Annotated in this window: 29 protein-coding genes and 5 tRNA genes; 22 read left to right on the top strand and 12 right to left on the bottom strand. The window is 32.4% G+C overall.

Annotation, left to right across the window (positions count from 1 at the left end):
• Positions 1 to 489 precede the first annotated feature (489 nt).
• The 4 genes from ACYSNX_RS10395 to ACYSNX_RS10380 form a co-directional block, all read right to left on the bottom strand.
• Positions 490 to 1,641, bottom strand: coding sequence for a redoxin domain-containing protein (locus ACYSNX_RS10395; protein ID WP_461754608.1), 1,152 nt, complete (start codon positions 1,639 to 1,641; stop codon positions 490 to 492).
• 271 nt (positions 1,642 to 1,912) lie between these two features.
• Entirely contained in the window at positions 1,913 to 2,677 is a 765-nt protein-coding gene (locus tag ACYSNX_RS10390; protein ID WP_461754607.1) for a LytR/AlgR family response regulator transcription factor, read from the bottom strand.
• Between the two features lie 12 nt (positions 2,678 to 2,689).
• A complete protein-coding gene (locus tag ACYSNX_RS10385) occupies positions 2,690 to 4,036 on the bottom strand; it encodes a histidine kinase (protein ID WP_461754606.1) in 1,347 nt (448 codons plus the stop codon).
• A complete protein-coding gene (locus tag ACYSNX_RS10380) occupies positions 4,011 to 4,178 on the bottom strand; it encodes a hypothetical protein (protein ID WP_461754605.1) in 168 nt (55 codons plus the stop codon). Before ACYSNX_RS10380 ends, ACYSNX_RS10385 begins: the two co-directional genes overlap by 26 nt.
• Before the next feature lie 461 nt (positions 4,179 to 4,639).
• Here ACYSNX_RS10380 and ACYSNX_RS10375 point away from each other — a divergent pair, with 461 nt between their 5' ends.
• From ACYSNX_RS10375 to ACYSNX_RS10365, 3 genes are all read left to right on the top strand, one after another.
• A complete protein-coding gene (locus ACYSNX_RS10375) occupies positions 4,640 to 5,188 on the top strand; it encodes an IS1096 element passenger TnpR family protein (protein ID WP_461754610.1) in 549 nt (182 codons plus the stop codon).
• Positions 5,189 to 5,250: 62 nt separating this feature from the next.
• A complete protein-coding gene (locus tag ACYSNX_RS10370; RefSeq protein WP_461754604.1) occupies positions 5,251 to 6,315 on the top strand; it encodes a nucleoid-associated protein in 1,065 nt (354 codons plus the stop codon).
• Positions 6,316 to 6,366: 51 nt separating this feature from the next.
• Positions 6,367 to 6,888, top strand: a complete 522-nt coding sequence (locus ACYSNX_RS10365; RefSeq protein ID WP_461754603.1) for a DMP19 family protein — start codon at positions 6,367 to 6,369, stop codon at positions 6,886 to 6,888.
• Between the two features lie 54 nt (positions 6,889 to 6,942).
• On the opposite strand, the gene ACYSNX_RS10360 is transcribed toward ACYSNX_RS10365, so the two are convergent.
• From ACYSNX_RS10360 to msrA, 3 genes are all read right to left on the bottom strand, one after another.
• Positions 6,943 to 7,359, bottom strand: a complete 417-nt coding sequence (locus tag ACYSNX_RS10360; protein WP_461754602.1) for a hypothetical protein — start codon at positions 7,357 to 7,359, stop codon at positions 6,943 to 6,945.
• Between the two features lie 107 nt (positions 7,360 to 7,466).
• Entirely contained in the window at positions 7,467 to 7,739 is a 273-nt protein-coding gene (locus ACYSNX_RS10355) for a hypothetical protein (RefSeq protein WP_461754601.1), read from the bottom strand.
• Positions 7,740 to 7,745: 6 nt separating this feature from the next.
• A complete protein-coding gene (gene msrA, locus ACYSNX_RS10350) occupies positions 7,746 to 8,291 on the bottom strand; it encodes a peptide-methionine (S)-S-oxide reductase MsrA (protein ID WP_461754600.1) in 546 nt (181 codons plus the stop codon).
• A 130-nt stretch (positions 8,292 to 8,421) separates the two neighbouring features.
• Between msrA and ACYSNX_RS10345 the strand changes: the two genes are divergently transcribed.
• Positions 8,422 to 9,084, top strand: a complete 663-nt coding sequence (locus tag ACYSNX_RS10345) for an ABC transporter ATP-binding protein (RefSeq protein WP_461754599.1) — start codon at positions 8,422 to 8,424, stop codon at positions 9,082 to 9,084.
• A 10-nt stretch (positions 9,085 to 9,094) separates the two neighbouring features.
• Positions 9,095 to 9,853 (top strand): TIGR02757 family protein, encoded by a 759-nt coding sequence (locus ACYSNX_RS10340; protein ID WP_461754598.1) that lies wholly within the window; start codon positions 9,095 to 9,097, stop codon positions 9,851 to 9,853.
• Here the strand turns inward: ACYSNX_RS10340 and ACYSNX_RS10335 are convergent.
• From ACYSNX_RS10335 to ACYSNX_RS10325, 3 genes are read right to left on the bottom strand one after another with little or no spacing between them, the layout of a single operon-like run.
• Positions 9,850 to 10,767: a Ppx/GppA phosphatase family protein gene (locus tag ACYSNX_RS10335; protein WP_461754597.1), complete on the bottom strand. Its 918-nt coding sequence runs from the start codon at positions 10,765 to 10,767 to the stop codon at positions 9,850 to 9,852. The two genes, ACYSNX_RS10340 and ACYSNX_RS10335, sit on opposite strands and share 4 nt — an antisense overlap.
• 1 nt (position 10,768) lies before the next feature.
• Entirely contained in the window at positions 10,769 to 12,883 is a 2,115-nt protein-coding gene (gene ppk1, locus ACYSNX_RS10330; RefSeq protein ID WP_461754596.1) for a polyphosphate kinase 1, read from the bottom strand.
• A complete protein-coding gene (locus ACYSNX_RS10325) occupies positions 12,864 to 13,370 on the bottom strand; it encodes a SixA phosphatase family protein (protein WP_461754595.1) in 507 nt (168 codons plus the stop codon). The genes ppk1 and ACYSNX_RS10325 overlap by 20 nt, the downstream gene beginning before the upstream one ends.
• 168 nt (positions 13,371 to 13,538) lie before the next feature.
• Between ACYSNX_RS10325 and ACYSNX_RS10320 the strand changes: the two genes are divergently transcribed.
• The 9 genes from ACYSNX_RS10320 (at position 13,539) to smpB (ending at position 17,049) form a co-directional block, all read left to right on the top strand.
• Positions 13,539 to 14,099, top strand: a complete 561-nt coding sequence (locus ACYSNX_RS10320; protein WP_461754594.1) for a DUF4199 domain-containing protein — start codon at positions 13,539 to 13,541, stop codon at positions 14,097 to 14,099.
• Between the two features lie 8 nt (positions 14,100 to 14,107).
• A complete protein-coding gene (gene kdsA / locus ACYSNX_RS10315; RefSeq protein ID WP_461754593.1) occupies positions 14,108 to 14,926 on the top strand; it encodes a 3-deoxy-8-phosphooctulonate synthase in 819 nt (272 codons plus the stop codon).
• A 149-nt stretch (positions 14,927 to 15,075) separates the two neighbouring features.
• Positions 15,076 to 15,156: transfer RNA gene (locus ACYSNX_RS10310), tRNA-Tyr, on the top strand.
• 49 nt (positions 15,157 to 15,205) lie between these two features.
• Positions 15,206 to 15,286, top strand: a tRNA-Tyr gene (locus tag ACYSNX_RS10305).
• A 45-nt stretch (positions 15,287 to 15,331) separates the two neighbouring features.
• Positions 15,332 to 15,412, top strand: a tRNA-Tyr gene (locus ACYSNX_RS10300).
• Between the two features lie 46 nt (positions 15,413 to 15,458).
• Positions 15,459 to 15,539, top strand: a tRNA-Tyr gene (locus ACYSNX_RS10295).
• 49 nt (positions 15,540 to 15,588) lie between these two features.
• Positions 15,589 to 15,669, top strand: a tRNA-Tyr gene (locus tag ACYSNX_RS10290).
• A gap of 238 nt (positions 15,670 to 15,907) precedes the next feature.
• The gene (locus tag ACYSNX_RS10285) at positions 15,908 to 16,498 is read left to right on the top strand and encodes a porin family protein (protein WP_461754592.1); all 591 of its coding nucleotides are present in this window, start codon (positions 15,908 to 15,910) and stop codon (positions 16,496 to 16,498) included.
• Positions 16,499 to 16,596: 98 nt separating this feature from the next.
• A complete protein-coding gene (gene smpB, locus ACYSNX_RS10280; protein WP_461754591.1) occupies positions 16,597 to 17,049 on the top strand; it encodes an SsrA-binding protein SmpB in 453 nt (150 codons plus the stop codon).
• 227 nt (positions 17,050 to 17,276) lie between these two features.
• Here the strand turns inward: smpB and ACYSNX_RS10275 are convergent, their stop codons facing one another.
• Positions 17,277 to 17,918 carry a protein-L-isoaspartate(D-aspartate) O-methyltransferase gene (locus ACYSNX_RS10275; RefSeq protein WP_461754609.1) on the bottom strand — a complete coding sequence of 214 codons (642 nt, stop codon included), beginning with the start codon at positions 17,916 to 17,918 and terminating at the stop codon, positions 17,277 to 17,279.
• 338 nt (positions 17,919 to 18,256) lie between these two features.
• Here ACYSNX_RS10275 and ACYSNX_RS10270 point away from each other — a divergent pair, with 338 nt between their 5' ends.
• The 8 genes from ACYSNX_RS10270 (at position 18,257) to ACYSNX_RS10235 (ending at position 25,976) form a co-directional block, all read left to right on the top strand.
• Positions 18,257 to 19,222 (top strand): Gfo/Idh/MocA family oxidoreductase, encoded by a 966-nt coding sequence (locus tag ACYSNX_RS10270; RefSeq protein ID WP_461754590.1) that lies wholly within the window; start codon positions 18,257 to 18,259, stop codon positions 19,220 to 19,222.
• A gap of 24 nt (positions 19,223 to 19,246) precedes the next feature.
• Positions 19,247 to 20,140 carry a 3-hydroxyacyl-CoA dehydrogenase family protein gene (locus tag ACYSNX_RS10265; RefSeq protein ID WP_461754589.1) on the top strand — a complete coding sequence of 298 codons (894 nt, stop codon included), beginning with the start codon at positions 19,247 to 19,249 and terminating at the stop codon, positions 20,138 to 20,140.
• Between the two features lie 63 nt (positions 20,141 to 20,203).
• Positions 20,204 to 21,421, top strand: a complete 1,218-nt coding sequence (locus ACYSNX_RS10260; RefSeq protein ID WP_461754588.1) for a DUF1015 domain-containing protein — start codon at positions 20,204 to 20,206, stop codon at positions 21,419 to 21,421.
• Between the two features lie 11 nt (positions 21,422 to 21,432).
• Positions 21,433 to 22,104 (top strand): YggS family pyridoxal phosphate-dependent enzyme, encoded by a 672-nt coding sequence (locus ACYSNX_RS10255; protein WP_461754587.1) that lies wholly within the window; start codon positions 21,433 to 21,435, stop codon positions 22,102 to 22,104.
• 16 nt (positions 22,105 to 22,120) lie between these two features.
• Positions 22,121 to 23,470 (top strand): exonuclease domain-containing protein, encoded by a 1,350-nt coding sequence (locus ACYSNX_RS10250; protein WP_461754586.1) that lies wholly within the window; start codon positions 22,121 to 22,123, stop codon positions 23,468 to 23,470.
• A gap of 11 nt (positions 23,471 to 23,481) precedes the next feature.
• Positions 23,482 to 24,333 carry an ion transporter gene (locus tag ACYSNX_RS10245; RefSeq protein ID WP_461754585.1) on the top strand — a complete coding sequence of 284 codons (852 nt, stop codon included), beginning with the start codon at positions 23,482 to 23,484 and terminating at the stop codon, positions 24,331 to 24,333.
• Positions 24,317 to 25,234 (top strand): tRNA (adenosine(37)-N6)-dimethylallyltransferase MiaA, encoded by a 918-nt coding sequence (gene miaA / locus ACYSNX_RS10240; protein ID WP_461754584.1) that lies wholly within the window; start codon positions 24,317 to 24,319, stop codon positions 25,232 to 25,234. Before ACYSNX_RS10245 ends, miaA begins: the two co-directional genes overlap by 17 nt.
• A gap of 4 nt (positions 25,235 to 25,238) precedes the next feature.
• Complete coding sequence (locus ACYSNX_RS10235) at positions 25,239 to 25,976, top strand: acyl-[acyl-carrier-protein] thioesterase (protein WP_461754583.1); 738 nt, start codon at positions 25,239 to 25,241, stop codon at positions 25,974 to 25,976.
• A gap of 63 nt (positions 25,977 to 26,039) precedes the next feature.
• Here ACYSNX_RS10235 and ACYSNX_RS10230 read toward each other — a convergent pair whose 3' ends face one another.
• Positions 26,040 to 26,639, bottom strand: coding sequence for a hypothetical protein (locus tag ACYSNX_RS10230; RefSeq protein WP_461754582.1), 600 nt, complete (start codon positions 26,637 to 26,639; stop codon positions 26,040 to 26,042).
• Between the last annotated feature and the right edge of the window lie 338 nt (positions 26,640 to 26,977).

Genomic DNA, 26,977 nt, shown 5'->3' with positions numbered 1-26,977 from the left:
CGTAAGACTTCTTGGTATTGCCAAGCTTGTATCCATACCTACTATGACCTCTGCTGACTTCTTACAGCAATTGTTATCCATAGTTCTGTAAAAAAAAAACTTTCCTATGTCTGTAAGACCTCCCCAGGTAAGAACAGTAACTTTCCCCTCATATACCTGCTATATTTACCCTAAATATCTCCGTACAACTTTGGACTTTAGTTTGTTATGCAACCTTATCCGATATTATTGGGCCTGATATAGTTTCTGTTCGTCAGGTCAAGGGTTTGCCTAGCGCTTCCTTCAGATTCCGCCTCACGATGGACACCCTTGCATTTGGCTAACACTTCCCGTTGTAAAGGCGTGTTCGGGACTTGCACCCTAGAGTTACTGTCCATGCTGGGCACACATAAAAACCGCAAAAAGAATATTCTTTTTGCGGTTTATTTTTTTAAAACGATAATAAGAGAATAAAAAAAGTTCTACGTTATGTAGAACTTTTCTTATATTTTATTGATTTAATACCTCTTGTACTTTTTCAGCTAACGCTGGTCCTCTAAGGTTCTGAGCAATAATAACTCCATTTCCATCGATTAAGTAATTAGCAGGGATTCCCTCAATTCCGTAATCTGCAACAATTGGATCTTCCCAGAATAAAAGGTTAGAAACTTGTGTCCATGTTAATTGATCTTTCTCAATAGCATTTAACCAAGCATCTTGCGTTTTATCTAAAGAATATCCTATGATATCAAAACCTTGGTCTTTAAATTGGTTATAAGTTCTTACCACATTAGGATTCTCTTGACGACAAGGTCCACACCAAGCAGCCCAAACATCTACCAATATTAATTTTTTACCATTGGCAAACTGCTCTAGAGTAATTTCTTCTCCTGTTGGAGTTTGAGCCTTAAAGTTTGGTAGCTTTTGACCAACTTGTAATCCTTTTGAGGATTTTTCTTTGGCTTGATCTAATATTTTCTTTGTTTTTTGACCTACTTTAGAGCTTTTAATATTTTCAGGGAAAGCATTAAATGTTTCTAATGTAGCATCGATGTCCTTAGAAGGATCACTTGCATCTTGAGCAAGTAAAATCATTGTAATAGGAGACTGTGGATTATTAGCTTTAAAATCCGTAATAGTAGAATTCATATCTTCCATTAACTGATTTTGTTGTTTATCTAACTCCTGCAATTCTTGCATAGCACTTGGGTCTTCACTTTGTGACAAAGACATCAGCTTCATTCCATTTTCCGTACTAAAGTTCATAATAGCCTCCACTTTTGGATTTACAGCATTTTGAAAATCTTGTACTTGGATATTGCTTTGTGTTCCTCCAATAACGTTAAGTTTTGGATCAACAGGATTCATTGATATAGTGATTTGTCCTGGTTCTCCAATAAAGAATACTCCAATATTTTGTTGGTCTTCTACTCTTAAGTAAGCCTCTTCAATATCTGTAAATGGATTCTCGATGCTCAATTTCCCATCTTTTACTACTCCACTTGCAACTACTACAGGTTCAGGTGTTCCTTCTACCATAGTAATAACCTCAATCTTTTTGTCATTTAAAGAATCATCTGAGGATTTTATCTCTATAGTATTACTTTTAGAACAGCTAAAAAGTGCAATACAAGAGATTAATAAAATACTAACTTTTTTCATTTGTTTTTTTGTTTAGTTTATTAAAAACATTTTAATTTTTTTTCTAAAACTACCCTATTAGACTTTACTAAAATTGTAGTTTTAAAAACATTTTAATCAGCTAAAATAATGAATTAAAAATAAATTCATCGTTTTTTCACAAAACATTCACCTACTCTTTAATAAAAAAGAATTCATTTTCTAATAATATCCTTAAAAACGGCTAAAGAGCAGAAGTTTATACACAAACAACTGCTCCTTTACGTTAACTTAACTAATCTATTGCTGACTTTTATTCTAACCAAAGTTTAAAATCACCCACTTTTTCCCTACTTACCACTAGGTCTTCACTTTGAAAATGCTGTAAATTTATTTTTAAACGAGAATTAGAATAACTATATATATCGGAAATACTCTTTATGTTGACGATATATTTACGATTGATTCGGAAAAAACTTTTGGGATCCAGGGTTTTTTCCACCACTTCTAGTGACTGATCTAAAAGATAATCTCTTCCCTCTACAGTTTTAATATAGGTGGCTTTATTTTCACTAAAAAAACAACTTATCTGCTCTAATTCGACTACTTTGATCTGTTGGCCTATTTTAACTGAAAACCTTTCTTTGTAAGATGTACCTGTTGCTTTATTCATTAATTGTTGGAAGACTTGCAATTGCTCACTTAAGTCTAATATAGGAGGGGAATTAGACAGAAATTTATTCAAAGCAAAACTAAGTTCACTTTGCCCGATTGGTTTAAGTAAATAGTCAATACTATTTAATTTAAAAGCTTTTAAAGCATACTGATCATAAGCAGTAGTAAAAATGATAGCGCTATTGATATGGACGTGCTCAAAAATCTCAAAGGATAATCCATCACTTAATTGAATATCTAAAAAGATTAAGTCAGGATGGGTATTATTAGTAAAATAGTCGATAGATTCCTCTACAGTGGATAAATACGTATCTACTTGATACCCCATAGCCTTTAGCTTTCTATCTAAGGATCGAGCAGCTGGCTTCTCATCTTCAATTATTACAATTCGTTTTATTTGCATGACATACTAATTTTACTCTTTATTACCTTTGCTTTGGTTCTCTTTAATGTATTGATCGATTTGCTTCTCCTCCCAGTTATCTCCTAAAAAGAAAGAATAATTATTGACTTTCATAAACTGAGCCACAAGAATAATGGCCCAAAAGAACATAACTATCAAACTCCATAAAAATTCAGGAGAAGTTAATAGGTTTAATCCTACTAAGAACAAGTTTGTCATAATAAACACAGTTAGGTGACTGTAAAATGCCTTTATCTTTTCTACCTTTTTCTTTGCTTCTAGAATTAATTCTGGTTCGGTTTTTTCTTGATCAATAATTTTCATTTGCTCATAGACTTTAGTTAAAATTGGAATACTCACAGTGAAGAACTCCTCGCTTTGCTCTACCTTCACGGGTTTAGAACTTAGATAACTATATCTTCTTTTAATATTATCTAATCCTATTCCTTGTCTTTGCTCTAGAATTTTCTTCTTATTTAGATTGTTTTCCACCACTAAATAACCATTACTCTTTTCCATTATACGGATAGTAATAGGCTCTTGTTCTGTAGCTTTATTATGCTTAATGGCATTTTCTAAAAGTAATTGTAAAGATAAAGGCACAACTTTAGCTCCTTGTTGTTCAATGTTTTGCGGCAAGTCAAAAATAAGAGTGTCTTCAAACCGCATTTGCAATAGATCAATATAGACTTTAGCAAACTCCAATTCTTGTTCTAAAGGAACCAAATCCTTATCCTTTTGTTCTAATATATAACGATAAGTCTTTGATAAAGAATGAGTGAATTCCACTGCCTTATCTTGATCCTCCTCTATAAGAGAGCTTAATACATTTAGGCTATTAAATAAAAAGTGCGGATCTAGCTGGTTTTTAAGGCTCTCATATTGAGCAGATACATTAACAACTATTTCTTTTTGCTTCTCTACCTTTTGTATACTCGATAGATTGTTCAAACTCACATAAATGTATAAAGCATAAAGCAAAGACAAAGAGAAGCTAAAGTTGAAAATAGGTCTGAAAAAATTATTCCCTACATTATTCCAGCTTTCATACCCGAAAACATATAAATCAAAAAGCTTTAGAAAACTAGAGAGAATAAATATTAGAAAAAAATTAGCTAAGCTAATTCCTAGAGTTGCCAAAACAATATTTGTCCTATCTTTTTGGATATATTGTACAACTTCTTGCTTATATTTTTTAGCCACTAATAGGTTTACAGTTAACAAAATACAAATGTAATAGCTAATGTATCCAAAAAATAAAAATAGGTTTAAGTCTACTAATTTCAATATCTTCTTAAAAAAGATATAAAGAATTAGCATGATAATCAATAGATTAACTATTAGCGTTTTGGTTTTCATATTGCTGTTCATGGTGCTGATCTATATTTTCTTTGTTAAGTATACTTTGCGTCAATTCGATATTTGGAACGTTCCAAATCTGTTCCACTAATGTAAAGCCTAGTTCACATAAGTTAATTGCTATAATTAGGATAATTTTCATAATAGTTGGATTTTGATTAGTACAAATTTGCATCGTTTTTAGTTGTCAAAAAAAAAGGAAGTACCCAATTGTCGAATAAGCATACCCAATTGTACTAATTGCCTTTTTTTAGTTATACTTAACACTATTTTCACCACTTGACTATCCAACAAAAACCCTCTACGTACCTTAAAAATAAGGATATAACACAAAATGGAAAATAAATCCAACATTATGCTTTAACTAAGCTATAACAAATCGATGCAATGTACATTATACTACCTTGACAAACAAAATTAGTCTGTATAAAAACAGACTAGCAGCTAGTTATATTTTAAGGATTTGACTGACAAAAAAAAGCCTTAAAAAACTGATGCTCAATCCTTTTAAGCCACTAAATAAAAAAGCCCATAAAAACCACTGTAAATATTGTCTTTAAACAAATAATAAGTTTAACTTTGCGGTTTAATCGAGACAATAATATGGTATATAAATTCAGAGTAATCCTTGATACAGAAGAAGATATCTTTAGAGATATAGCAATTTTAGAAGAGGATACATTAGAAGATTTTCACAATGCTATTGTTAATGCATTTGGATTTGATGGTATGGAGGCAGCGTCTTTCTACCTTTGTGATGACCAGTGGGAACAAGCTGATCAGGAAATTTCCCTATTTGACATGGGAGATGATGATGCTTCTTTATCTATGGCTTCCACTAAGATTAACCAAGTTTTAGACAAAGAACAAACTAAAATCATCTATGTATATGATTTTATGAACATGTGGACTTTCTTTGTAGAATTAGGAGCTATTGAGCAAGAGGAGCCATCGGGAGTATATCCAGATTTACTTTTCTCTCATGGAGAATTACCAGATTCCATGCCAGCTAAAAACTTTACAACAGACCCTATGTCTTCTGATGATATCTATGGAGACTATGAAGATGACTTAGATTCAGATGATTATGATATCTTTGATGGAGATGATAGTTTTGAAAACTTTGACTATCCAGAAGATAACTGGAACTAATAATTGAAATTCAATAATTTTAATTCATAAAAGGCCTTGGCCTTATTTTTACGAGTATTGCTATGATTAATTTATTTAATGCCCATATTGAAACCCTTTCTATCCACCGTGTAGGTAATAAAAGTAGAAATGAAGCCTACTTCCTATCACAGGATCCTTACAAATTAAATGATGAAATCGCTCCTTTATTAAAAGAGTATTTCTTCAAGCCATTTCGTGAGAAGGAAGAGAATTACTACCAATTTGCTCATGATGTTGATTTAGAGTTTAACGAAATGCACAATTTAGTAGAGCAAGTATTTAATGCTCCATCTACTGAGAATATGCACGAAGTTTCAAAAAAGATCACTAAACATTTATTTGAGCAATCTAACCATCCACACATTAAAAATGGAGAGGTTTACGTTTGTTACTTTACAAATGTATCCATTGATAATAATGTTGTTGATGCTATTGGGGTATTTAAAAGTGAAATCAAAACAGACTTTTTACAATTTCAAGAAAACAACACTAACTTAGAGATGATCCTACAACAAGGAATTAACTTAAATAAGTTAGATAAAGGATGTATCATCTTTAATTACAAAAAAGAAGAAGGTTATAAAATTCTAACCGTAGATAGCAACAAATACGATGCTCGTTATTGGCTAGAACACTTCCTATCTGTGGATATCTTTCAAGATGAGGCCTTTATGACAAAGAAATACTTAAAATTCTGTCAAGACTTTGCAAAAGAAGTGGTTTTACCTGCAGAGGACAAAAAGGAAGAGGTAATGTTTATGAATCGTTCTGTAAACTACTTTGCAAAAAATGACGAGTTTGAAGAAACTAATTTCTTAAACGAAGTAATTGACAATCCTGACTTAATTAGCGAGTTTAAAAACTATAAAGTAGACAAAGGAGAGAAATACTCTATTGAAGATACAACCTCCTTCCCTATTGCTAATAATGCAGTTTCTGATGCAAGAAAAAAAATCAAAAATGTTATTAACTTAGATACTAACATTCAAATTAAACTAGATTTTATTAATCCTGATAGTGCAGACAAATTTGTTGAAAAAGGTTGGGATGAAGAAAAGCAAATGTATTATTACTTAGTATACTTTAATAAAGAACAAAAATCTTAATAACCAAGGCTATTTTTTAAAAAAAGAATAGCCTTTTTTAATACTTAAATCATGAGAGAATTTCCCTATATCTTACTATCTGAAAATGGCTTCAATGGACAAAGCAAGGATACTGTTGCTTCAAATATTTCTGTCGTTAACTTCTTACGTGAAAACCAAATAGATGACAACGAGTTACATCCAGATGCTTTTGCTAGTTATTGCGTAGACTTCTTTTACACTATCTTACAAAATGAAGGTTTAGCAAGTTTTGTACATCAAACAAAATGGGATCAAGATTTAATAGAGATTATTCACAGTGGACTTGTTGCCATGCAGAATAATGAATATTTAGATTATTTTGAAAAACAGCAAAGAAGAATAAAAGCTTTTAGCAAAGTGAAACTTACTAAGTTTTTAGAAAAACCATACCAAAGTGACAAGGAAATAATCGCCTTACTTAATGATGATTCTTTCAAAAGCTTTGAGACAGATTTAGTACAAAGTAATGCACTTTGGCTAAAGGCTCACCCAGATGTACATGTAGCTTCTGTAGAGCAGATGCAAGAGTGTATTTCTGAATTTTTACAATAAAAAAAAGGGTTAATAAATTTTTCTATTAACCCTAAAAAACAATTATATATTACATTAATCAAAGTCTATGGAAGAAATTTTTAATATGTTACCTTTCTTTTCTAGGTAAATCTTTTCAACAACACTTTTCTTCTCGTAATTTACTTCATATTCGAAAACGAAATCTTTAGTTTTCTCTTTTTTATTACTGTCGGTTTGGTCCCATTTTTTTAAATTAAAAGACTTAATTGGTCCATTTTGATCTTGTCGGTCTTTAATAGCGCTCACAAGCTGATTTTTCTGTTGTTCGTTAAAATCATCCGCGCTAAGTAAACTAGGAATAGAATCAAATTGACTTTTACTTAAATGGTAATAGTACCATCCTGTTAAAGACTCTCCAGCCTTTTGATCTCCTAAAATTTTACTGTTCTTATTATCTTTACATCCTAGCAAGGCTAAAGAGGCAATTAATAGTGTTAGAATTTTTCTCATAAACAAAATATTTAAATTTAGGGTTATAGTACTAACGAAATCTCTCCCATATACTATAGAAAAAGTTTACTAAATTTAAGATAAATTTATGAATATTACAAGTTTATTTATTTTTTATAAACATATGTATAAATCCAAGTAAGACTAAAAGTTGGAATAAGATCCAATCCTGGGCTTATTTCTTCTATAAAGTTAACAATAGCTCCCACTTTCCCTACCTTCCCAGGATACATTCTAGCTAGTAAATAAGAAGAAATAGGCGCCCAAATAAGATCGGAAAACTCTCCTAAAGCTGGTATGCTATAGCTTAAGTATCCAACCAAATCTAGTATGACACTAAAAAAAAGCCGTCTATATTTTATTTTATTCGGGCCAATCATCCCTTTCTATTTTAATTTAGAAGCATATTTAACTAAGAATTTATCTATTTTGGGTTTAACTACCATCTGACAATATGGATTCTCCCCCCCTTTTAATTCAAAGTAATTTTTATGGTAATCCTCTGCAACGTAAAAAACAGATGCAGGACTTAATTTTGTAACAATAGGATCTGGGAAAACTTTTTCTTGTTCTAAAATAGAAATGTATTCCTTAGCAATCTTCTTTTGTTCCTCTGTGGTATAAAATATCTCACTTCTGTATTGAGTGCCTATATCTTCTCCTTGTCTATTTAAAGTAGTTGGATTATGAGTGGCAAAAAATACTTCCAATAATTGGGTATAATTTATTTCACTTGGATTATATTTGATTTCTACTGCCTCAGCGTGACCGGTATCTCCCTGACACACTTGCTCGTAGGTTGGATTAACGATACTTCCTGCAGTATATCCAGGTAGAATCTCATATACTCCTTTTAAATGCTTAAAAATAGCTTCTGTACACCAAAAGCATCCACCAGCGAAAATAGCAGTTTGTAATTGATCTGTATTCATTGATTTTAAAGTTCTAGGTTAAATTTATATACTAGGTAAAGTTACTCATTTTAATAGATAAATACTTTACCAATAAGGTCTTTTATCAATATTAAAATCGTTTCTTTGTGATAATAAACGGAAATTACAAATGATAAAAGCAGTAAATATTCATAAAAAATACCAGGATTTAGAAGTCCTAAAAGGAGTTGATTTACATATTAAAAAAGGTGAAGTTGTTTCCATAGTTGGGGCAAGTGGAGCTGGAAAAACTACTTTGCTTCAAATTCTAGGAACTTTGGACCGTCCTGAAAGGGAAGCAAACAGTTCCTTAACAATAAACAATGTGGATGTATTACAGTTAAATGATAAAGAACTCTCCAAATTTAGAAACTTAAACTTAGGATTTATTTTTCAATTTCATCAGTTATTACCTGAATTTACAGCCCTTGAGAATGTTTGTTTACCAGGATTAATTGCAGGTAAATCTCAAAGTGAAGTAGTTAAAGATGCTAAAGAACTATTAAGTTTTCTATCCTTAACACACCGAGAAAACCACTTTCCTTCTGAATTATCTGGAGGTGAACAGCAAAGAGTAGCAGTTGCAAGAGCCCTAATCAATAAACCTGAGGTTATTTTCGCAGATGAGCCTTCCGGAAATTTAGATACTACTACTGCACAAAATCTACATGAGTTATTTTTCCAATTAAGAGATAAACTTGGGCAAACCTTTGTTATTGTTACTCATAATGAGCAATTAGCTAATATGGCTGATCGCAAATTAGTAATGAAAGATGGTAAATTATTAGTGTAAACAAGTACAAATGACAAAACTAGAGTTAAAAGATTTTTTAGATCAAAAGGCGGAGCTTTTTAATACTCCTGATTTCATACAAGATGATCCCATTGGTATTGCCCATGGATTTAGCTTAAAAGAAGATATTGAGATAGCAGGGTTTTTAAGTGCTACCATAGCTTGGGGTAACCGTAAAATGATTATTAAAAATGCCCAAAGAATAATGGACATTATGGGCAATTCCCCTTATGACTTTATAATGAGCCATACAAAGGGTAATCTTGAGGCTATACCCGATTTTGTTCACAGGACTTTTAATAAAGAGGACTTAAAAACTTTCTTTAGAGCCTTACAACACATCTATACTACTAAAGGTGGATTAGAAGGTGTATTTAGTCAACATCCAGATGATCTTCAACTTAGTATTTCTGAATTTAAGAAGATATTTTTTGAAATTGAACATTTGCCTAGAACGCAAAAACACATTTCTGATCCAATGAAAAATTCTGCTGCTAAGCGCATCAATATGTTTTTAAGATGGATGGTTCGAACCGATAATAACGGGGTAGATTTTGGCTTATGGCAAAGTATATCACCCGCTAACCTTTCCTGTCCCTTAGATGTACATTCTGGAAATGTAGCGCGTAAACTTGGTTTATTACATCGAAAAGTAAACGATGCAAAAGCCTTAAGTGAATTAGATACTGCATTAAGAGAACTGGACCCATTAGATCCAGTTCGATATGATTTTGCTCTATTTGGTCTTGGAGCTATAGAAAAATTCTAATACTCCATTTCCTGATAATTTAAGGCAATTTGATCGTAATAAATTGCCTTAACTATACCATCAGAAACTCCAATTTTTGGAACGTAAATATGTTTGGCTCCACTCCATTTCATCGCATTTCTATAAATTCTTAAAGCAGGTATAATAACATCGGCTCTATCTGGGTTAAGACCTAAATTAGCAATCCTTTGATCATATGACATCTCTCCAAGGAGATTAAATTGTTGATTTAAATAACTATAAGTAAGTGGTTTTTGTTGTAGTTTTCCAGATAGTTTAAATATCTTATTGATGTTACCACCTGAACCTACAACAGTGATTTGCTCTAGATCTTTTACTTGGTCTTTGATCCACTTTTCCATATCCATCCATACTTGATGCGTTACCATATCATTAATAAGTCTTACTGTACCATTGGTAAAAGATTCAGATGCTACTAATTGGCCGTGATTAAAGAGGGTTAATTCTGTACTTCCCCCACCTACATCCACATACATTACTGGTTTGTCACTATTTATAAAATACTTTAAATCGGAGGCTGCAATAATCATGGCTTCTTTCTTACCATCGATTACACTAATTCTAATGTTAGACTCTTTGTAGATGTGCTCTACGATTTCCTGGCCATTTTCCGATTCTCTCATTGCACTAGTAGCACAAGCCATAAACCTTTCTACTTTATTTACCTTCATTAGTAAATAAAAGGCTTTCATGGCATCTGTCATACGTGTTTTTGATTCTTCACTTATTACTCCTTTAGTAAAGGCATCTTGTCCTAAACGAATAGGTACCCTAACTAGCGAGCTTTTATTAAAAAGAGTTGGCTTACCTTTCTCTTCTATAATATTTACGATAAGTAAACGCATGGCGTTGGAGCCTATATCAATGGCTGCAAACTTTCTTATTTTAAGCATATTATTTATTATTGGACAATTTGTCCTTGTAGTAATTATACATTTCTTTTTGGGAATGAAATATTTCCTTGCCTTTTATTGGACGATAACAATTAGAACTCTCTTGAGTAATCATTCGGGTTTTATAGTTACCATTCCATCCTATATTGAAGGTATCTATTAATTCTTGCCTAATCTCAGGGTCATAAATTGGACAGGTAACCTCCACTCTTTCATCTAGGTTTCTAGTCATAAAATCGGCCGATGATATAAAAATATCTGGATTGCCTTGATTTCCAAAAATATAAATACGAGAATGCTCTAAAAACCTATCTACAATACTGATTACTTCAATATTTTCACTCATTCCCACTACTCCGGGAATTAAAGAACAAATTCCTCGTACAATTAATTGAACTTTCACACCTGCAGTACTAGCTTGATATAACTTATCAATTAACTTAAGGTCGGATAAGCTATTCATTTTTAATCGAATATATGCTTGCTTACCTTGATTGGCATGTAAAATTTCTCTATCTATTAATTTATTAAAGCTCTTTCTTGTATAATGAGGTGAAACTAGTAAGTGCTTATATTTTAACACTCTATAATTCACCTGCAAAAAGTCAAAAACCTTAGAAACATCTTTTAATATACCACTATCAGCCGTTAATAGGGTTACATCTGTATACACCTTAGCCGTACTTTCATTGAAGTTTCCAGTAGATATGAAACCATACCTTTTTACCTTCTTATGCTCTAATCTCTCTATAACACAAATTTTACTGTGTACCTTTAGACCCTTGACTCCAAAAATTAACTGTACACCTTCACTTTGCATTAATTCAGAGTAATAAATATTACTAGCCTCGTCAAATCTAGCTTGTAATTCGATTTGTGCGATAACTTTCTTTCCGTTTTTAACCGCATTAATTAAAGAGCTAATAATTTGAGAATTTTTCGCAAGTCGATATAAGGTGATTTTTATAGATAATACTTGCGGATCTAACGCAGCTTCACGTAAAAAACGAACCAAATAAGCAAAACTCTGATAAGGAGTGGAAACTAAATAGTCTTTCTTTTGCAATTGCTGTAAGATACTATCCTCTAAACTCAAACCAGGAACTGCTAAAGGAACTAAAGGGGGATAAACAAGATCACTTCTCCCCATATTAGGGAACTTCATATAGTCCCTTCTATTGTGGTATCTACCGCCTGGAATAATACTGTCGTTTAATTCAATCTCAATATTTTCCAATAAAAAACGAAGCGTATCTAATTCCATCTCTGTATCATATACAAAACGAACTACAGATCCCTCTCTTCTATCTTTTACTCCACTAGAAATTTTCTCTATAAAACTTTTATGTAGATCGGTATCAAAATCTAACTCGGCATCCCTTGTTACTTTAAGCATATGAGCTGCTTCGGCTTTATAATCGAAAATATTAAAGATAGAATCTAAATTAAAACGAATAATATCATCTAGCATTATGATATACTTCTTACCCTCTTTACCAGGTAATTCGACAAATCGATTAATGGTATTTGGTATTTCTATAATAGCATACATGATAGGTGGAAGAAGTTTCTTATTCTTACCAGTAGCATGCTTTTTTACTAAATTCTTATCCAAAAGCAATTTAACCACTAAATAACCATGTGTATCTCTTAAAAGAGGGAATTCAGCTAGGTTACTCAGTATAATTGTAACTAAATCAGGAGATACTACATGCAAGAAGAAATCCTTGACAAAGGCCTGTTGCTCCTCATTAATTTCCTTCTCATTGACAATGAAGATGTTTTCCTGCTCTAATTTAGATTCTACTTCATGTAAAATACGCAAGCTCTCATTTTGCAATTCGATTACCCTTTTAGTAATATCGGATAATAGGTCAATAACCACCATACCACTACCCAAACGCTTATTGCTTTCCCCACTTAATGTCATTCGACGAATGGTGGCATAACGAACTCTAAAAAATTCATCTAAATTATTGGAAAAAATACCAATAAAACGCAAACGTTCTAATAAAGGAACCGTAGAATCGGCAGCTTCTTGCAGAACCCTTTCATTAAAAGACAGCCAGCTTTTTTCTCTATCTATATATGTAAACTTAGGTGTTTTGTTGCTCATTATTATTTATATCTCTTGGAAATATGGTTAATTCTATAGTCCCATTTTCTATATCTTCCCAGTTATCGGTATCGAAATTTATAATTACAACACCACTAGTAGGAATATTATTATAAAATAGGTTACCAAATTTATTAACAAATTTCGTTATAGCGTTATTATGTCCGAAAAGAATTAGCGTATCATGGCTATTTGGGCAACTTTTGATTGCTTTTTCTAAGACCTTGGACTCAAAAGTATATATTTCTGGCTTTAAAATAATACAATCTAAATTTAAGTCCATGTTTTGTCCGAAAATCACAGCTGTTTCTGTAGCTCTTTTTGCAATACTGGACCAAATAATATATTTATCAGGTAATTGATCATTTAAAATAGTTGAGACTTTATGAGCATCCATAATTCCCCTTTTAGATAATGGGCGCTCTTTGTCAATCATAATGGTATCCCAAGAAGATTTAGCATGCCTTATCAAAACTAATTTTTTCATAATAAATAGCTTTTGAGTGTGAGTTTTAAAAATTACTGAATTTTAGATTGAGTTTTTTGCACAGAATATATCTGTAGAATTAAATTTAAGAAAAAAAATCAAAATAAAGTATATTTTAACTTCTAAAATAAAACCTTTACTTTTGACTATTATTTATAATACAATATAATGAGGAAATACTCTATTGAATTCAAATGGGCAGCCATAGCAACTCTATCGGCTTTAATATGGATGTTTATAGTGAAATACATGGGCTTTCACCACGAAGATAAGATACGTTACGTGGTTGGTTTTGATGTGTTATTTAATCTAGTCTTGATTCTAATTTATTATTTAGGTATCAGACAAAAGAAATATGAGTACTATCAAGGAGTAATTACTTGGCAAAAAGCATTCTTTAGTGGACTTGTAATGTGTATAATGATTACATTCTTTTTTCCAATCATACAATACATTACATTTAACCAGGTAACTCCTGATTTTATGTCGACTTTACGTACGGCTTTACAAAGTCAAACCAACATGCCTTTAGAGGAAACGATAAAAAATTCTTCCTTTGATTTATTCTTAAGAAATGGGGTTACTAATAATTTATCTTTTGGTGTAGTTATTGTTGCTATTATTTCTTACTTCATCCAAACAAAGGATTCAGCAACCCTTCAAAACTCTGCTTCTCAAAAACCAGAAGTAGTTAAAGTAAAAAAGAACAAAAAAAGAAACAAAAAGTAGATTGACATATGAATATTAATAACATTCCCTTAATAAAAAATACAGAGGCAGATAATTTTTTCTTATTAGCTGGACCATGTGCCATAGAATCAGAAGAAATGGCAATGCGTATCTGTGAAAAATTGGTACAAGTAACCGATGACTTAAAAATTCCTTTTATTTTTAAAGGTTCTTTTAAAAAAGCTAACCGCTCTAGAATCGATAGCTTCACTGGTATTGGAGATGAGAAAGCACTTAAAATTCTTCAAAAAGTAGGAAAAGAGTTCGACGTACCTACCGTGACAGACATACACGAGAATAGTGATGCACAAATGGCAGCAGAATATGTAGATATCTTACAAATTCCAGCCTTTTTAGTTCGACAAACGGATTTAGTTGTAGCTGCTGCAAATACAGGTAAAATTGTAAACCTTAAAAAAGGACAATTTATGAGCCCTTCTAGTATGAAGCATGCTGTGCAAAAAGTATTAGATTGTAATAACCAAAGTGTAATGGTAACCGATAGAGGAACTATGTTTGGGTATCAAGATATGATTGTAGACTATCGTGGAATTCCAGAGATGCAAGAATTTGCTACTACTGTTTTAGATATCACTCACTCTTTACAACAACCTAACCAAAGTTCAGGAGTTACTGGCGGAAGACCTGATTTAATAGGAACAATTGCCAAAGCTGGTATAGCTGTTGGAGTAGATGGTCTGTTCTTAGAGACACATTTCGATCCAGCCAACGCAAAAAGTGATGGAGCTAACATGCTACACTTAGACCATTTTGAAGATTTAATGAAGAATTTAGTTGCAATCCGTCAAACGATCAATAAATTTTAAAAAAAAATTCTCCCGTACCGCAATTATAACCAAACAGTTAGTGATACGGGAGAAAATAAAGTTAAAAAAAAATCAAGATAACCCTTGCACATTTGATAAACAGCGCTATATTTGCACCGTTGAAATCAACAAACAAGCCGAGTGCTTAAGGGGAGATACTCAAGCGGCCAACGAGGACGGACTGTAAATCCGTTGGGAAACCTTCGCAGGTTCGAATCCTGCTCTCCCCACAAAAAATGTTCTATAAAATTCTGACAATACTTAAATAAAATGCCACATGGGGAGATACTCAAGCGGCCAACGAGGACGGACTGTAAATCCGTTGGGAAACCTTCGCAGGTTCGAATCCTGCTCTCCCCACTACTCTTTTTTAAAAGAGGGCATTTTATTTTAAACAATACCTTTGGGGAGATACTCAAGCGGCCAACGAGGACGGACTGTAAATCCGTTGGGAAACCTTCGCAGGTTCGAATCCTGCTCTCCCCACTAATTGTTTAGAAGTTTAATTTAAGTATAATAAAAAAACCAATATGGGGAGATACTCAAGCGGCCAACGAGGACGGACTGTAAATCCGTTGGGAAACCTTCGCAGGTTCGAATCCTGCTCTCCCCACTTAGTTTTTTATAGAACAACAATACACTTTAAAAAAGGTAGCCGTACTGGGGAGATACTCAAGCGGCCAACGAGGACGGACTGTAAATCCGTTGGGAAACCTTCGCAGGTTCGAATCCTGCTCTCCCCACAAAAAGCTTTCTAATTCTATTAGGAAGCTTTTTTTTTTAAAGCATTATTTTTAATATATTAAAAAAAGGTATGCTTTTTGCATTTAATCTATCCCAATATCCAAAAGTAAAAAACACCAATAAGTTAGCAGAAGTATACTTCTAAAAAAGAAGATTGTATTATTTTTTAGATTATTTTTACTTTGCTGTTATCTTATGATCTTTTTAAAATTATTATAACTTAAACAATTTCACATTATGAAAAAGAATTTCCTTTATAGCTTCATTTTAGTTGTAGCCTTATTTTTCTCAAGTAGCATTTTAGCACAATCCGCCTCTCCAGTTCATATTGGTATAAAAGCAGGTGCAAACTTTAATGAGATGTCCTCTTCTATCAAGGACTATAATAATAAATCTTCTACAGGATGGGGAGCTGGTGCTATGTTGCGTGTAAATATCAAAAGAACCTATTTACAGACAGAGTTAATGTACACTGAAAAGAATTTTAAATTTCAAGGAGAAAGAAGCCAAGAGACATCTACAATGAAGAATCTAGAAGTGCCACTTTTAATTGGATATAGATTTATCAAATTACCTGCTTTACATTTACGCGGATTTGCAGGTGGAGTATATACCAATACAATTGGAGACAACTTTAAGACAAAAGATATCACAGGAGTCTTTGATGATTTTAATAAAGATAACTTGGGATATAGAGTTGGTTTGGGAGTAGATATTTTAAGCTTTACTGTAGATGTAAGTTACGATGGAGGCTTTAAAAACGTATCTAAAGAAGCTAAAACCAAACCACACGCTTGGATGGTATCCTTAGGATACTTCTTTTTATAAGATATATTTTAAGATTAAACAAAAGAGTTGTTACTTTGTAGTAGCAACTTTTTTTGTTTGCTAGAGAAAAGAATTTTAATATAATTATTTTGCACCTTATGCAGAAGAACATCAATATACAAAATAAAAGAGCTAGGTTTGATTATGAAATAATTGATCGCTATACAGCCGGAATGGTTTTAACAGGCACTGAAATCAAATCTATTCGCTTAGGCAAGGCAAATATAGCTGAGAGTTTTTGCGAATTTCAAGGACACGAATTATTTGCTATAAATACTCAAATAGAAGAGTATGCTCAAAGTAGACACTTTAACCACAAAGCAAAAACCGAAAGAAAACTTCTTTTAAACAAAAAAGAGTTGAAAAAACTTTTAAAAGACGTTCAAAACAAAGGTTTAACTATTGTGCCTTTACGCCTTTTTTTAAATGAGAGAGGTTTAGCTAAACTTGAAATTGCTTTATGTAGAGGAAAGAAAAACTACGACAAGAGAGAAACAATGAAAGAAAGAGATACACAAAGGGATCTAGATAGGCTTAAAAAAGCTTTTTAAAGATAGATCTACCTTCTTTAAACCAAAGCATTCATTTATATAAAATCGGCCCGCAAAATGCGGGCTGATTTTATATATGAGCTGTATGGAAATTCCAATCTATAGTTTTAAACACAATAAAGTTTTTTACTTATTAACAGTATAGCATTTTGATAATAAATAAAAAAGTTCGCAATAGCTAACAACCTAGTGCGAACTTCTAAAAAAAACAGCAGTACTGAAAATTTTTAACTTTTATCTTTAATCATTGGAACAAATTTGAACTCCCCGTGTTCAAACCTTTCAAACTCTATTTCATTTTTACGCACCAATTCAATCATAGTTTGACTATCTTCTCCTAAAGGAATAATAAGTCTACCTCCTATTTTTAATTGCCCCATTAAAGCCTGAGGTATATTAGGAGCACCAGCAGTGACAATAATGGAATCAAAAGGAGCATAAGCAGGTAGTCCTTTATACCCATCAGCATAGGTAAGCAGTTTGGGTCTAATCCCTAATTTGGGTAATAATTGACTCGTTCTACGGTATAACTCATGTTGCCTCTCAATACTGTAGACATTAGCACCCATTGCCACTAATACAGCAGTTTGGTAACCACTACCTGTGCCAATTTCTAAAATTTTCTGTGACTTCTTAACTTGTAACAATTGACTTTGAAAGGCTACTGTAAAGGGTTGAGAAATAGTTTGATCTGCACCAATAGGGAAAGCTTTATCTTGATAAGCGAAGTTTTCAAAACTAGAATCTAAAAAAAGATGTCGTGGTACCCTTCTTATGGCATTTAAAACCTCTTGATCATAAATTCCTTTTTGCTCAAGAAGCTGAACTAATTGATTTCTAAGTCCCTGATGTTTTACAGTATCTCTCACTGGCATGAAAATTGGTTAAAACACAAAAATACACAATTAATTCTATATAAAAACCACGTCTACAAACACTATTACTCTCCTAGTAAAAATGTGCTAATACCCTATACAAACCCGCAGTGTAGTTCCGAACTAATACACATAGCCCTATATAGCAAGAAATATAATTATAGTAATTGTAAAACAAAAGATCCAATTACTTCAAAGAGAAAAAAAACTCACCACCTAGAAGCTGTAATGTAGGCCTTATTGGCATTTTTAGGACTTAGACCTGAATATTTATCTGCTATTAGCAACCCAATTTATAAATAAGTTATATTTTTGTTGTAAATATATTTTATATGCTTAGAGTTGGTGTATTGGGAGCAGGCCATTTAGGTAAGATCCATTTGCGTTTGCTTAACCAATCTGAAAAATACGATTTAGTAGGGTTCTATGACCCTTTTGAAGATAATGCTAATAAAGTAGCACAAGAATTTGGCTATAAAAAGTTTGATTCTATTACAGACTTAATTAATGCAGTAGATGTAGTGGACATTGTCACTCCTACTCTATCCCACTTTGATTGTGCCAAGCAAGCAATTGAGGCTGGAAAACATGTTTTTTTAGAAAAACCAATTACCACTACAGTTGAAGAGGCAGAAGAATTAATTTCTCTTAGCCAAAAGCACAACGTTAAAGGACAAGTTGGCCACGTAGAAAGATTCAACCCTGCTTTTCAAGCAATTGTGTCAAAAATTGAGAATCCAATGTTTATTGAGACACATAGACTAGCAGAATTTAATCCAAGAGGAACTGATGTTCCTGTGGTATTAGATTTAATGATTCACGACTTAGACGCTATCTTAAGTGTGGTAAAATCACCTGTGAAAAAAGTGAGCGCTAGTGGTGTAGCTATTTTAAGCGAGTCCCCAGATATTGCAAATGCAAGAATTGAATTCGAAAACGGATGTGTGGCTAATGTAACTTCTTCCCGTATTTCAATGAAGAACATGAGAAAAACACGTTTTTTCCAAAAAGATGCTTATATCTCTGTTGACTACTTAGAGAAAACCTGTGAGGTTGTAAAAATGAAAGAAGCTCCCGAAGTACCTGGAGACTTTGATTTAATTTTACAAAATGCAGAAGGGGTAAAAAAACAAATTTATTACGATAACCCTCAAGTAAAACAAAATAATGCTATTTTAGACGAACTAGAAACTTTCCACGATGCAATTATAGGAAACTTTGATCCTGTAGTGACTTTGCAAGATGGAACAAAAGCTTTACGCCTAGCTTACCAAATAATTGAAGCATTTGACCAATAAAAAATTAACTAACAAAAAACTAAAATGAAAAATATTGCAGTTATCGGAGCTGGAACTATGGGTAATGGAATCGCTCATACTTTCGCCCAAAAAGGTTACACAGTTTTATTAATAGATATTAATGAAAAATCGATCGAAAGAGGAATGGCTACTATAGTTAAAAATCTAGATCGTATGATTGCCAAAGGAACCATCACAGAAATGGACAAAAAGGCTACTTTGGAAAATATTATTACCTATACTGAAATTAAAGACGGTGTAGTTAACGCTGACTTAGTAATTGAGGCTGCTACAGAAAATGTTGCTCTTAAGCTTAATATTTTTAAGGAATTAAGCCAAGTTTGTTCAGAGGATATTATTTTGGCATCTAACACTTCATCTATTTCTATTACACAAATCGCTTCTGTGGTTAAAAATCCAGAAAGAGTAATCGGAATGCACTTTATGAATCCAGTGCCTATTATGAAGCTTGTTGAGATTATCCGTGGATATAACACTTCTGATAAAGTAACTAAAGCTATTATGGATCTTTCTTTAGCTTTAGATAAAACACCTACAGAGGTAAACGATTACCCAGGGTTTGTAGCCAACCGCATTTTAATGCCAATGATTAACGAAGCTATAGAGACACTTTATAATGGTGTTGCTGGAGTAGAGGAAATTGATACAGTAATGAAATTAGGGATGGCTCATCCAATGGGACCATTACAGTTAGCTGACTTCATTGGTTTGGATGTATGTCTATCTATTTTAAATGTAATGTATGATGGGTTTAAAAATCCAAAATATGCACCTTGTCCATTATTAGTTAACATGGTAATGGCAGGAAAATTAGGAGTTAAATCTGGTGAAGGTTTTTATGACTACTCCGAAAGTAAAAAAGCTGAAAAAGTTGCAGCAATGTTTAATAATAAATAAAATAATATAAAGTAAAGACAACTGGCTAAAGCCAGTTGTCTTTATGATTTTGACTCCATAATAATGGCGAAAATAATACCATTTCAGGGTTTACGCCCTACAAAAGATAAAGTTAGCCTTGTTAGCTGTAGATCCTTTGAGGATTATTCAGCTGTAGAATTAGCCTATCTATTGGATTTTAATCCGTTTTCTTTTTTACATGTTTTAAATCCAGCATATGTTAACCCACAAAAGGTAACAAGTGATAAGAGATTTAAAATGGTCTCGGCTAAACTCAATGACTTTAAAAAGGAAGGCATTCTACTAAAAGAAGATAAACCTATCTTTTACGTATATCAAATAAAAACAAAATCCTGTCAATTTACGGGAATTATCGCTGGTTGTTCTTTAGAAGACTACAAGGAAGATATCATTAAAAAACACGAAGATACTTTAGAATATAGAGTAGAATTATTTAAAGAATATTTGGACTTTGGAAAATTTAATACAGAACCTGTATTAATGATGTATCCAGATAGAGAATCTGTAAATAATTGGCTAAGTGAACAAAAGGAAAATCTACCTATTTATGATTTCACTACTGTAACAAGAGAAAGACATACTATTTGGAAGGTGGAAAATCAACAGCAAATTGACTGGCTATGTAAAGAGTTCGAACAAGTTAACCAAATGTATATAGCAGATGGGCATCACCGATTTGCTTCGGCTGATTTACTTCACCAACAAGACCCTACTAATAGCAAAGGATTAAAAAACTCTGTAATGACTTTTTTAATTGCAGAAAGTAATATAAAAATTTATGAGTTTAATCGTATTATACACGATTTAAATAATCATACTAAAGAAGAGTTTTTGGCACTTTTAGAGGAGAAGTTTTTTGTGGTAAACAAAGAACAACAACTTTGGAAGCCTACCAAAAAAATGGAATTTGGAATGTATCTTGATGGAGACTTTTATTCTTTGCGTTTAAAAGAAATAAAACAAACCCAAGATATCCTACAACAATTGGACGCTCAAATCTTATACGATGAAGTACTTCATCCTATATTAGGTTTGGATGATCTAAGAAATGACGCAAGAATTGATTATGTACCAGGAAATCAATCCATTGTTACAATAAAAGAAATGGTCGATCAAGGAGAATATGAGGTTGGTTTTATGCTTTACCCTACCAATGTGGAGGAAATCAAAAAAGTAGCGGATAATAATTTGATTATGCCACCTAAGAGTACCTATATTGAACCAAAATTCATGAATGGTCTATTTATTTACGAAATTTAAAGATATAAAGGATGAATGTTGTTGAGAATTTAAATAAAATAAAAAGTGAATTACCACAAAATGTAACTTTAGTTGCAGTTTCTAAAACTAAACCAAACGAGTTAATTTTAGAAGCTTATCAAGGTGGTCAACGTATTTTTGGAGAGAATAAAATCCAAGAAATGACACAAAAATACGAGGATTTACCCAAAGATATTCAGTGGCATATGATTGGTCACGTGCAACGAAATAAAGTAAAGTACATGGCTAGCTTTGTTAGTTTAATACACGGCGTGGATAGCTTTCGTTTATTGAAAGAAATCAACAAACAAGCCAAGGCTAACAATAGAGTTATAAATTGTTTGCTACAAATGTTTATTGCAAGTGAAGATACAAAATTTGGTTTAGATAAAGCAGAGCTTTTTGAAATTCTTGATTCCCAGGAATTCAAAGAAATGGAAAACATACAAATTAAAGGATTAATGGGTATGGCTAGCTTTACCCAAGATAAGGCTCAAGTACGTAAAGAATTTGAGAATTTACATACAATTTTTGTGCAAACAAAAGAGCAATATACAAACCAACACAATATAAGTTTAGATACATTGTCTATGGGAATGAGTAATGATTTTACTTTGGCTATAGAATGTGGTAGTAATATGGTACGCATTGGAAGTAGCATTTTTGGTAATCGAAATTATTAATTAATATTTTACACTATTGTACGCAATTTTAGATATAGAGACTACAGGAGGTCAATATAACCAAGAGGGAATTACAGAAATCGCCATCTATAAATTTGACGGAGAAAAAGTCGTTGATCAATTTATTAGCTTGGTTAATCCAGAAATCGACATTCAACCCTTTGTTGTGAAACTAACGGGAATAAATAATGCTATGTTGCGTTTGGCTCCTAAGTTTTATGAGATAGCTAAGCGAATTCTAGAAATGACAGAGGGCTGTATTATAGTAGCTCATAATTCGGAGTTTGACTATAGGGTTATTCGAACAGAATTTAGACGCTTAGGCTTTGATTTCCAAAGAAATACATTATGTACAGTAGAGCTTTCTCAAAAACTTTTACCAGATATGCCCTCGTATTCTTTAGGAAAATTAGTGCGTTCCTTAGGTATTCCTATAGCCGATAGACATAGAGCAAGTGGAGATGCCTTAGCCACAGTAAAGCTATTTCAACTCCTTTTATCTAAAGATGCTCAAAAACAAATCTTAACATCTTTAATAAAAACGGATATCAAAGGTGGATTAAGTCCAAAGTTCTTAGATATCATTGATACCCTACCTACTCAAGTTGGTATTTTTTATATACACGATGAGAATGGTAATATCATCTACATTGGCAAGAGTAGAAACATTAGAAAAAAAGTACAACAACACTTCTCTAATAACTCTATTTTGGATAAAAAGATTCAGCAACTTACCTACACCGTAACTTTTGAAAAAACAGGTAACGAATTAATTGCTTTATTAAAACAAGCAGAAGAAATTGCTATTAATAAGCCAATTTTCAATAAAAACAGTAAGAAAACTGTTTTAGCCTACTCTTTGTATTTAAAAACCAACTTAAAAGGATATTTCTATTTTAGTATTGAAAAGACAGATGGAAGAAAGAAAAATGTAATGGCCTTTACAAGTAGTTCAGAGGCTAAGAAGTTTATTGAAAAAATAACTTTTGAGAAAGGATTTAACTTCTATACAGAATGTTTATATGAAAAGAGATCCAAAAAAGTAACCTCAGAGAATTTCAGCGATGATTTCACTGTGGATTTCGTAGAATACAATCAGAAGATCCAAGAAACACTCGCTCCTTTCCAAATCGATAAAGGAGTTTGTTTAATTAGTAGTAAAGGTCGTAAATTAGAGGAAAAAAGTGGCGTGATTATACAAAATGGTAAAGTAAGTGGTTATTGCTACTATGATTTAAACTACCAAATCACTTCATTGGAAAGACTACAAAGTATTTTAGTGCCAATTTCATTTCATAGAAACAATAGAAATATCGTACTAAACTACTTGAACAAGAAAATAGGATACAAAATAATTCGCTTTTAATACCAGGTAGATTGAGAAAGAAACTTAAAAATAAATGGGATATACTTAAGCAAAAGATATATATCATCATCTATGGCTCCAATACTATTGCGGGCAAATTATTTGATGTAGCACTCTTAGGAATTATTCTTCTGAGTGTTTTCTTAGTTATGCTAGAATCGGTTCAAAGTGTGGATATGAAGCATCACACCGCTTTGAAGTTTCTAGAATGGGTAATTACAGTGTTTTTTACCATAGAATATGTTTTGCGTATTATTTCCAATAAAAAACCTTTAAATTATATTTTTAGTTTTTATGGTATTGTAGACTTTGTCTCTATTTTACCTATGTATTTGTCCTTTTTCATTGCTGATGTACAAATACTTACCGTAGTAAGAGCATTGCGTTTACTGCGTTTGTTCCAGATTCTAAATCTTGTTCCTTATATAGGACAAGAGTCTCACTTAAAACTAGCCATAAAAGCAAGTAGAACAAAAATTATCGTTTTTGTGTACTTTATACTTGTTATGTCTGTTATTTTAGGAGCTCTTATGTATGTAATAGAAGGTAAAGAAAATGGCTTTACCAATATCCCTCGTAGTATCTATTGGTGTATAGTTACTTTAACTACAGTTGGGTATGGAGATATTGCTCCTCAAACTATTCAAGGACAAATGATTGCCTCTTTAATTATGATTATGGGATATGGAATCATTGCTGTTCCAACAGGTATAGTAACGGCGGAATTTTCCAATATTAAACGCAATCGATTAGATGCAAGAAATAGAAGAAACTGCCCTTCATGTACCACTACAATTTATGATGACGACGCTAATTATTGTTATAATTGCGGACAAAAATTAACAGATGTATACAAAAAATAATAATTACCTTATTGTAGTAATTGGTCCTACTGCAATTGGTAAAACTGCTTTAGCAATTGACATAGCTAAACACTTTAAGTGTGAGATTATTTCCTGTGATAGCAGACAATTTTATAAAGAAATGCGCATTGGTACTGCAGTACCAAGCCCAGAGGAGTTATCCCTGGCTCCACACCATTTTATTCAGAATAAATCCATAGATCAAAGCTATAGCGTTGGTGATTTCGAAAGAGAAGCTTTAGAAACTTTAGAAGTACTTTTTCAGAAAAACCCTATTCAAGTAATGGTTGGAGGATCAGGATTATATGTAAATGCTGTCCTAGAAGGATTGGATGATTTTCCAGATATAGATCCAAGTATACGAGAAAGTCTTAATCAAGAACTTATAGACAAAGGTTTGCCTTTTTTACAAGAGAAACTAAAGCAATTAGATTCTATTCATTACCAAAAAGTAGCCTTAGATAATCCCCAAAGAGTAATACGCGCTTTAGAGATATGTTTGGGAACTAATCAGCCCTACTCTAGTTTTTTGAATAAAAAACAAGGTAAGAGAAACTTCACCCCTATTATTATTGGTTTAAGTGCAGACAGACAAATTATGTATGATCGCATAAATATACGTGTGGATAAAATGATGCAAGAGGGCTTATTAAAAGAAGCAAGTGATTTATTTGAGCACAGGTCTAATAATGCTTTACAAACAGTTGGATACAGAGAGATTTTTAATTTTCTTGAGGGACAATGTGATTTAAATAAAGCTATTGAGGATATTAAAACCAATACTAGGCGTTTTGCAAAACGACAAATCACCTGGTTTAAGCGAACACCAGAGGTACATTGGTTTGATTACCAAACTCCAAAAAAACAAATTTTCACAACTATTGAAGAATTCCTAAAATAAGACTATGCCCATTTGTGCTAACTTCCAATCCATTTATATAGAAAACTTTACAGTAGATTATTTTGACTGTCAACCTAATGGCCAAATAAAACTAGTTGATCTTTGTAGATTAATGCAAATAGCCTCTTCCAATCATGCCGTATCAGGGGGGATTAGTTATTGGGATTTACAAAAGAGTAAGCAAGCTTGGGTTTTAAACAAGTTTAGGCTTGAAATCAAAGACTTACCTCATTGGCAAGAGCAAATATGTATTCATACTTGGATAGAGCGATTAGAAGGCTTCCGTTCCATTCGTAACTTTGCAGTATACGCTCAAGATAAACTTATTGCAAGTGCTAGTTCTTTGTGGGTGATTATCAATACAGTTACAAGAAGACCTGAGGTCATGCAATTGGCTCATGAACATTTCGAAAAATTTCCGGATAAAAAAGCCACAGAAGGTCAATTTACCCGATTTAATAAACAGCAGGCTTTAGAATCATTACAAAAAGATACTGTAAAGTACTCTGATTTAGACATGTTAAATCACGTTACTAACACTAAATACTTAGAATGGATCATTAATGCCTTACACCAAAATGATATGGCCTTAAATATCACTAAAGTAGTGGATATGGTTTTCCACAAAGAGTTGTTGTTTAAAGAACCTTATTCTATTGATAGAAATACCTTTGGACATCCTAATCATTATCTTATTCAAGATAACCAAAACAATGTAAACTTTCAGTGTATTATTGAATAAGGTCTCTACACAATATTAAAGAGCATATTACTTAACTTACTATCTGTTTTACAAAGTGCCTTTTTATTTCTTCGCAATAAAAAGGTAGCTAAAATGAGTTAGATTTCCAGTTTTATGCTCTAAAAACCTATATTCTTCTAATAAATTTTCTTCTGGTAGAATACCATAAGAAAATTCGCTAAATAAAGCTTTTGTCTTTGCTAATTTATGGCGCCCAAACAAATCAAAGAAAGAAGTATATAATACTATTTTCTGCCCGTTATCTTTTATAATGCATAAAAGGTTCTTTTGCCCATTATCACTTATAAGTAGCTGATTCCCTACTCTTTCCACTATATAGGTATCCCTTTGGTTGTCTGAACGTACTATAGTTAAATAGTTTTGATCAACGATCAAGCTTTTTATAAGGTACTGATCCACTACAAAATCCAAATCTAAAGCAGATGCCTCAAGGGGTAAAATGCTATCTTGTTCAATTGTAAAGTAATCAATAACTGTATAGGAATCAAAGTAAAACTCTTTAAGGGTTGGTATCTCCTTCTTGATTGAAGGTTTATTGGATGTTTCTATAGCAGATTGCACTTGCTCTGGTTTATTTTGCTGACAGCCCGCAAAAAAAACACTAGCCAATACAAGCATACAAAAACAAATATATTTTATCATCTTCTGTTCTAATTAGCAAGGGTAAAGTTATCAAAAAAAGAGAAGCCTTTAAAATTTATACGCCCATTTTACAAGGCTTTCCAAGGATTTATAACAATTTCACTCCTTTTTAGATGATTTTTTTATTTCTATGCTTACACTAAAGGTCCACTTAACTTATGAAATAGAATAGGAGGCTGAAGATTATTTCTTCAGCCGACCTTTCACACCACCCGGCATACGGTTCCGTACCAAGGCGGTTCTTAACTTTACGATACTTTTAAGTAGATGTCATTTAGAGATGGATAACCTGCTCGTCTTAGTACTTGCTTATTTAATGTAGTATGGAGGACAAAACT

It is taken from the genome of Myroides sp. LJL115, from assembly GCF_054871665.1.
This window is presented reverse-complemented; position numbering and strand designations above follow the sequence as displayed.

Excerpts from the sequence above, each read along its gene's own strand:
- ACYSNX_RS10395 (WP_461754608.1), bottom strand. The coding sequence starts at position 1,641 with ATGAAAAAAGTTAGTATTTTATTAATCTCTTGTATTGCACTTTTTAGC.
- ACYSNX_RS10390 (WP_461754607.1), bottom strand. The coding sequence starts at position 2,677 with ATGCAAATAAAACGAATTGTAATAATTGAAGATGAGAAGCCAGCTGCT.
- ACYSNX_RS10385 (WP_461754606.1), bottom strand. The coding sequence starts at position 4,036 with ATGAAAACCAAAACGCTAATAGTTAATCTATTGATTATCATGCTAATT.
- ACYSNX_RS10380 (WP_461754605.1), bottom strand. The coding sequence starts at position 4,178 with ATGAAAATTATCCTAATTATAGCAATTAACTTATGTGAACTAGGCTTT.
- ACYSNX_RS10375 (WP_461754610.1), top strand. The coding sequence starts at position 4,640 with ATGGTATATAAATTCAGAGTAATCCTTGATACAGAAGAAGATATCTTT.
- ACYSNX_RS10370 (WP_461754604.1), top strand. The coding sequence starts at position 5,251 with ATGATTAATTTATTTAATGCCCATATTGAAACCCTTTCTATCCACCGT.
- ACYSNX_RS10365 (WP_461754603.1), top strand. The coding sequence starts at position 6,367 with ATGAGAGAATTTCCCTATATCTTACTATCTGAAAATGGCTTCAATGGA.
- ACYSNX_RS10360 (WP_461754602.1), bottom strand. The coding sequence starts at position 7,359 with ATGAGAAAAATTCTAACACTATTAATTGCCTCTTTAGCCTTGCTAGGA.
- ACYSNX_RS10355 (WP_461754601.1), bottom strand. The coding sequence starts at position 7,739 with ATGATTGGCCCGAATAAAATAAAATATAGACGGCTTTTTTTTAGTGTC.
- msrA (WP_461754600.1), bottom strand. The coding sequence starts at position 8,291 with ATGAATACAGATCAATTACAAACTGCTATTTTCGCTGGTGGATGCTTT.
- ACYSNX_RS10345 (WP_461754599.1), top strand. The coding sequence starts at position 8,422 with ATGATAAAAGCAGTAAATATTCATAAAAAATACCAGGATTTAGAAGTC.
- ACYSNX_RS10340 (WP_461754598.1), top strand. The coding sequence starts at position 9,095 with ATGACAAAACTAGAGTTAAAAGATTTTTTAGATCAAAAGGCGGAGCTT.
- ACYSNX_RS10335 (WP_461754597.1), bottom strand. The coding sequence starts at position 10,767 with ATGCTTAAAATAAGAAAGTTTGCAGCCATTGATATAGGCTCCAACGCC.
- ppk1 (WP_461754596.1), bottom strand. The coding sequence starts at position 12,883 with ATGAGCAACAAAACACCTAAGTTTACATATATAGATAGAGAAAAAAGC.
- ACYSNX_RS10325 (WP_461754595.1), bottom strand. The coding sequence starts at position 13,370 with ATGAAAAAATTAGTTTTGATAAGGCATGCTAAATCTTCTTGGGATACC.
- ACYSNX_RS10320 (WP_461754594.1), top strand. The coding sequence starts at position 13,539 with ATGAGGAAATACTCTATTGAATTCAAATGGGCAGCCATAGCAACTCTA.
- kdsA (WP_461754593.1), top strand. The coding sequence starts at position 14,108 with ATGAATATTAATAACATTCCCTTAATAAAAAATACAGAGGCAGATAAT.
- ACYSNX_RS10285 (WP_461754592.1), top strand. The coding sequence starts at position 15,908 with ATGAAAAAGAATTTCCTTTATAGCTTCATTTTAGTTGTAGCCTTATTT.
- smpB (WP_461754591.1), top strand. The coding sequence starts at position 16,597 with ATGCAGAAGAACATCAATATACAAAATAAAAGAGCTAGGTTTGATTAT.
- ACYSNX_RS10270 (WP_461754590.1), top strand. The coding sequence starts at position 18,257 with ATGCTTAGAGTTGGTGTATTGGGAGCAGGCCATTTAGGTAAGATCCAT.
- ACYSNX_RS10265 (WP_461754589.1), top strand. The coding sequence starts at position 19,247 with ATGAAAAATATTGCAGTTATCGGAGCTGGAACTATGGGTAATGGAATC.
- ACYSNX_RS10260 (WP_461754588.1), top strand. The coding sequence starts at position 20,204 with ATGGCGAAAATAATACCATTTCAGGGTTTACGCCCTACAAAAGATAAA.
- ACYSNX_RS10255 (WP_461754587.1), top strand. The coding sequence starts at position 21,433 with ATGAATGTTGTTGAGAATTTAAATAAAATAAAAAGTGAATTACCACAA.
- miaA (WP_461754584.1), top strand. The coding sequence starts at position 24,317 with ATGTATACAAAAAATAATAATTACCTTATTGTAGTAATTGGTCCTACT.
- ACYSNX_RS10235 (WP_461754583.1), top strand. The coding sequence starts at position 25,239 with ATGCCCATTTGTGCTAACTTCCAATCCATTTATATAGAAAACTTTACA.
- ACYSNX_RS10230 (WP_461754582.1), bottom strand. The coding sequence starts at position 26,639 with ATGATAAAATATATTTGTTTTTGTATGCTTGTATTGGCTAGTGTTTTT.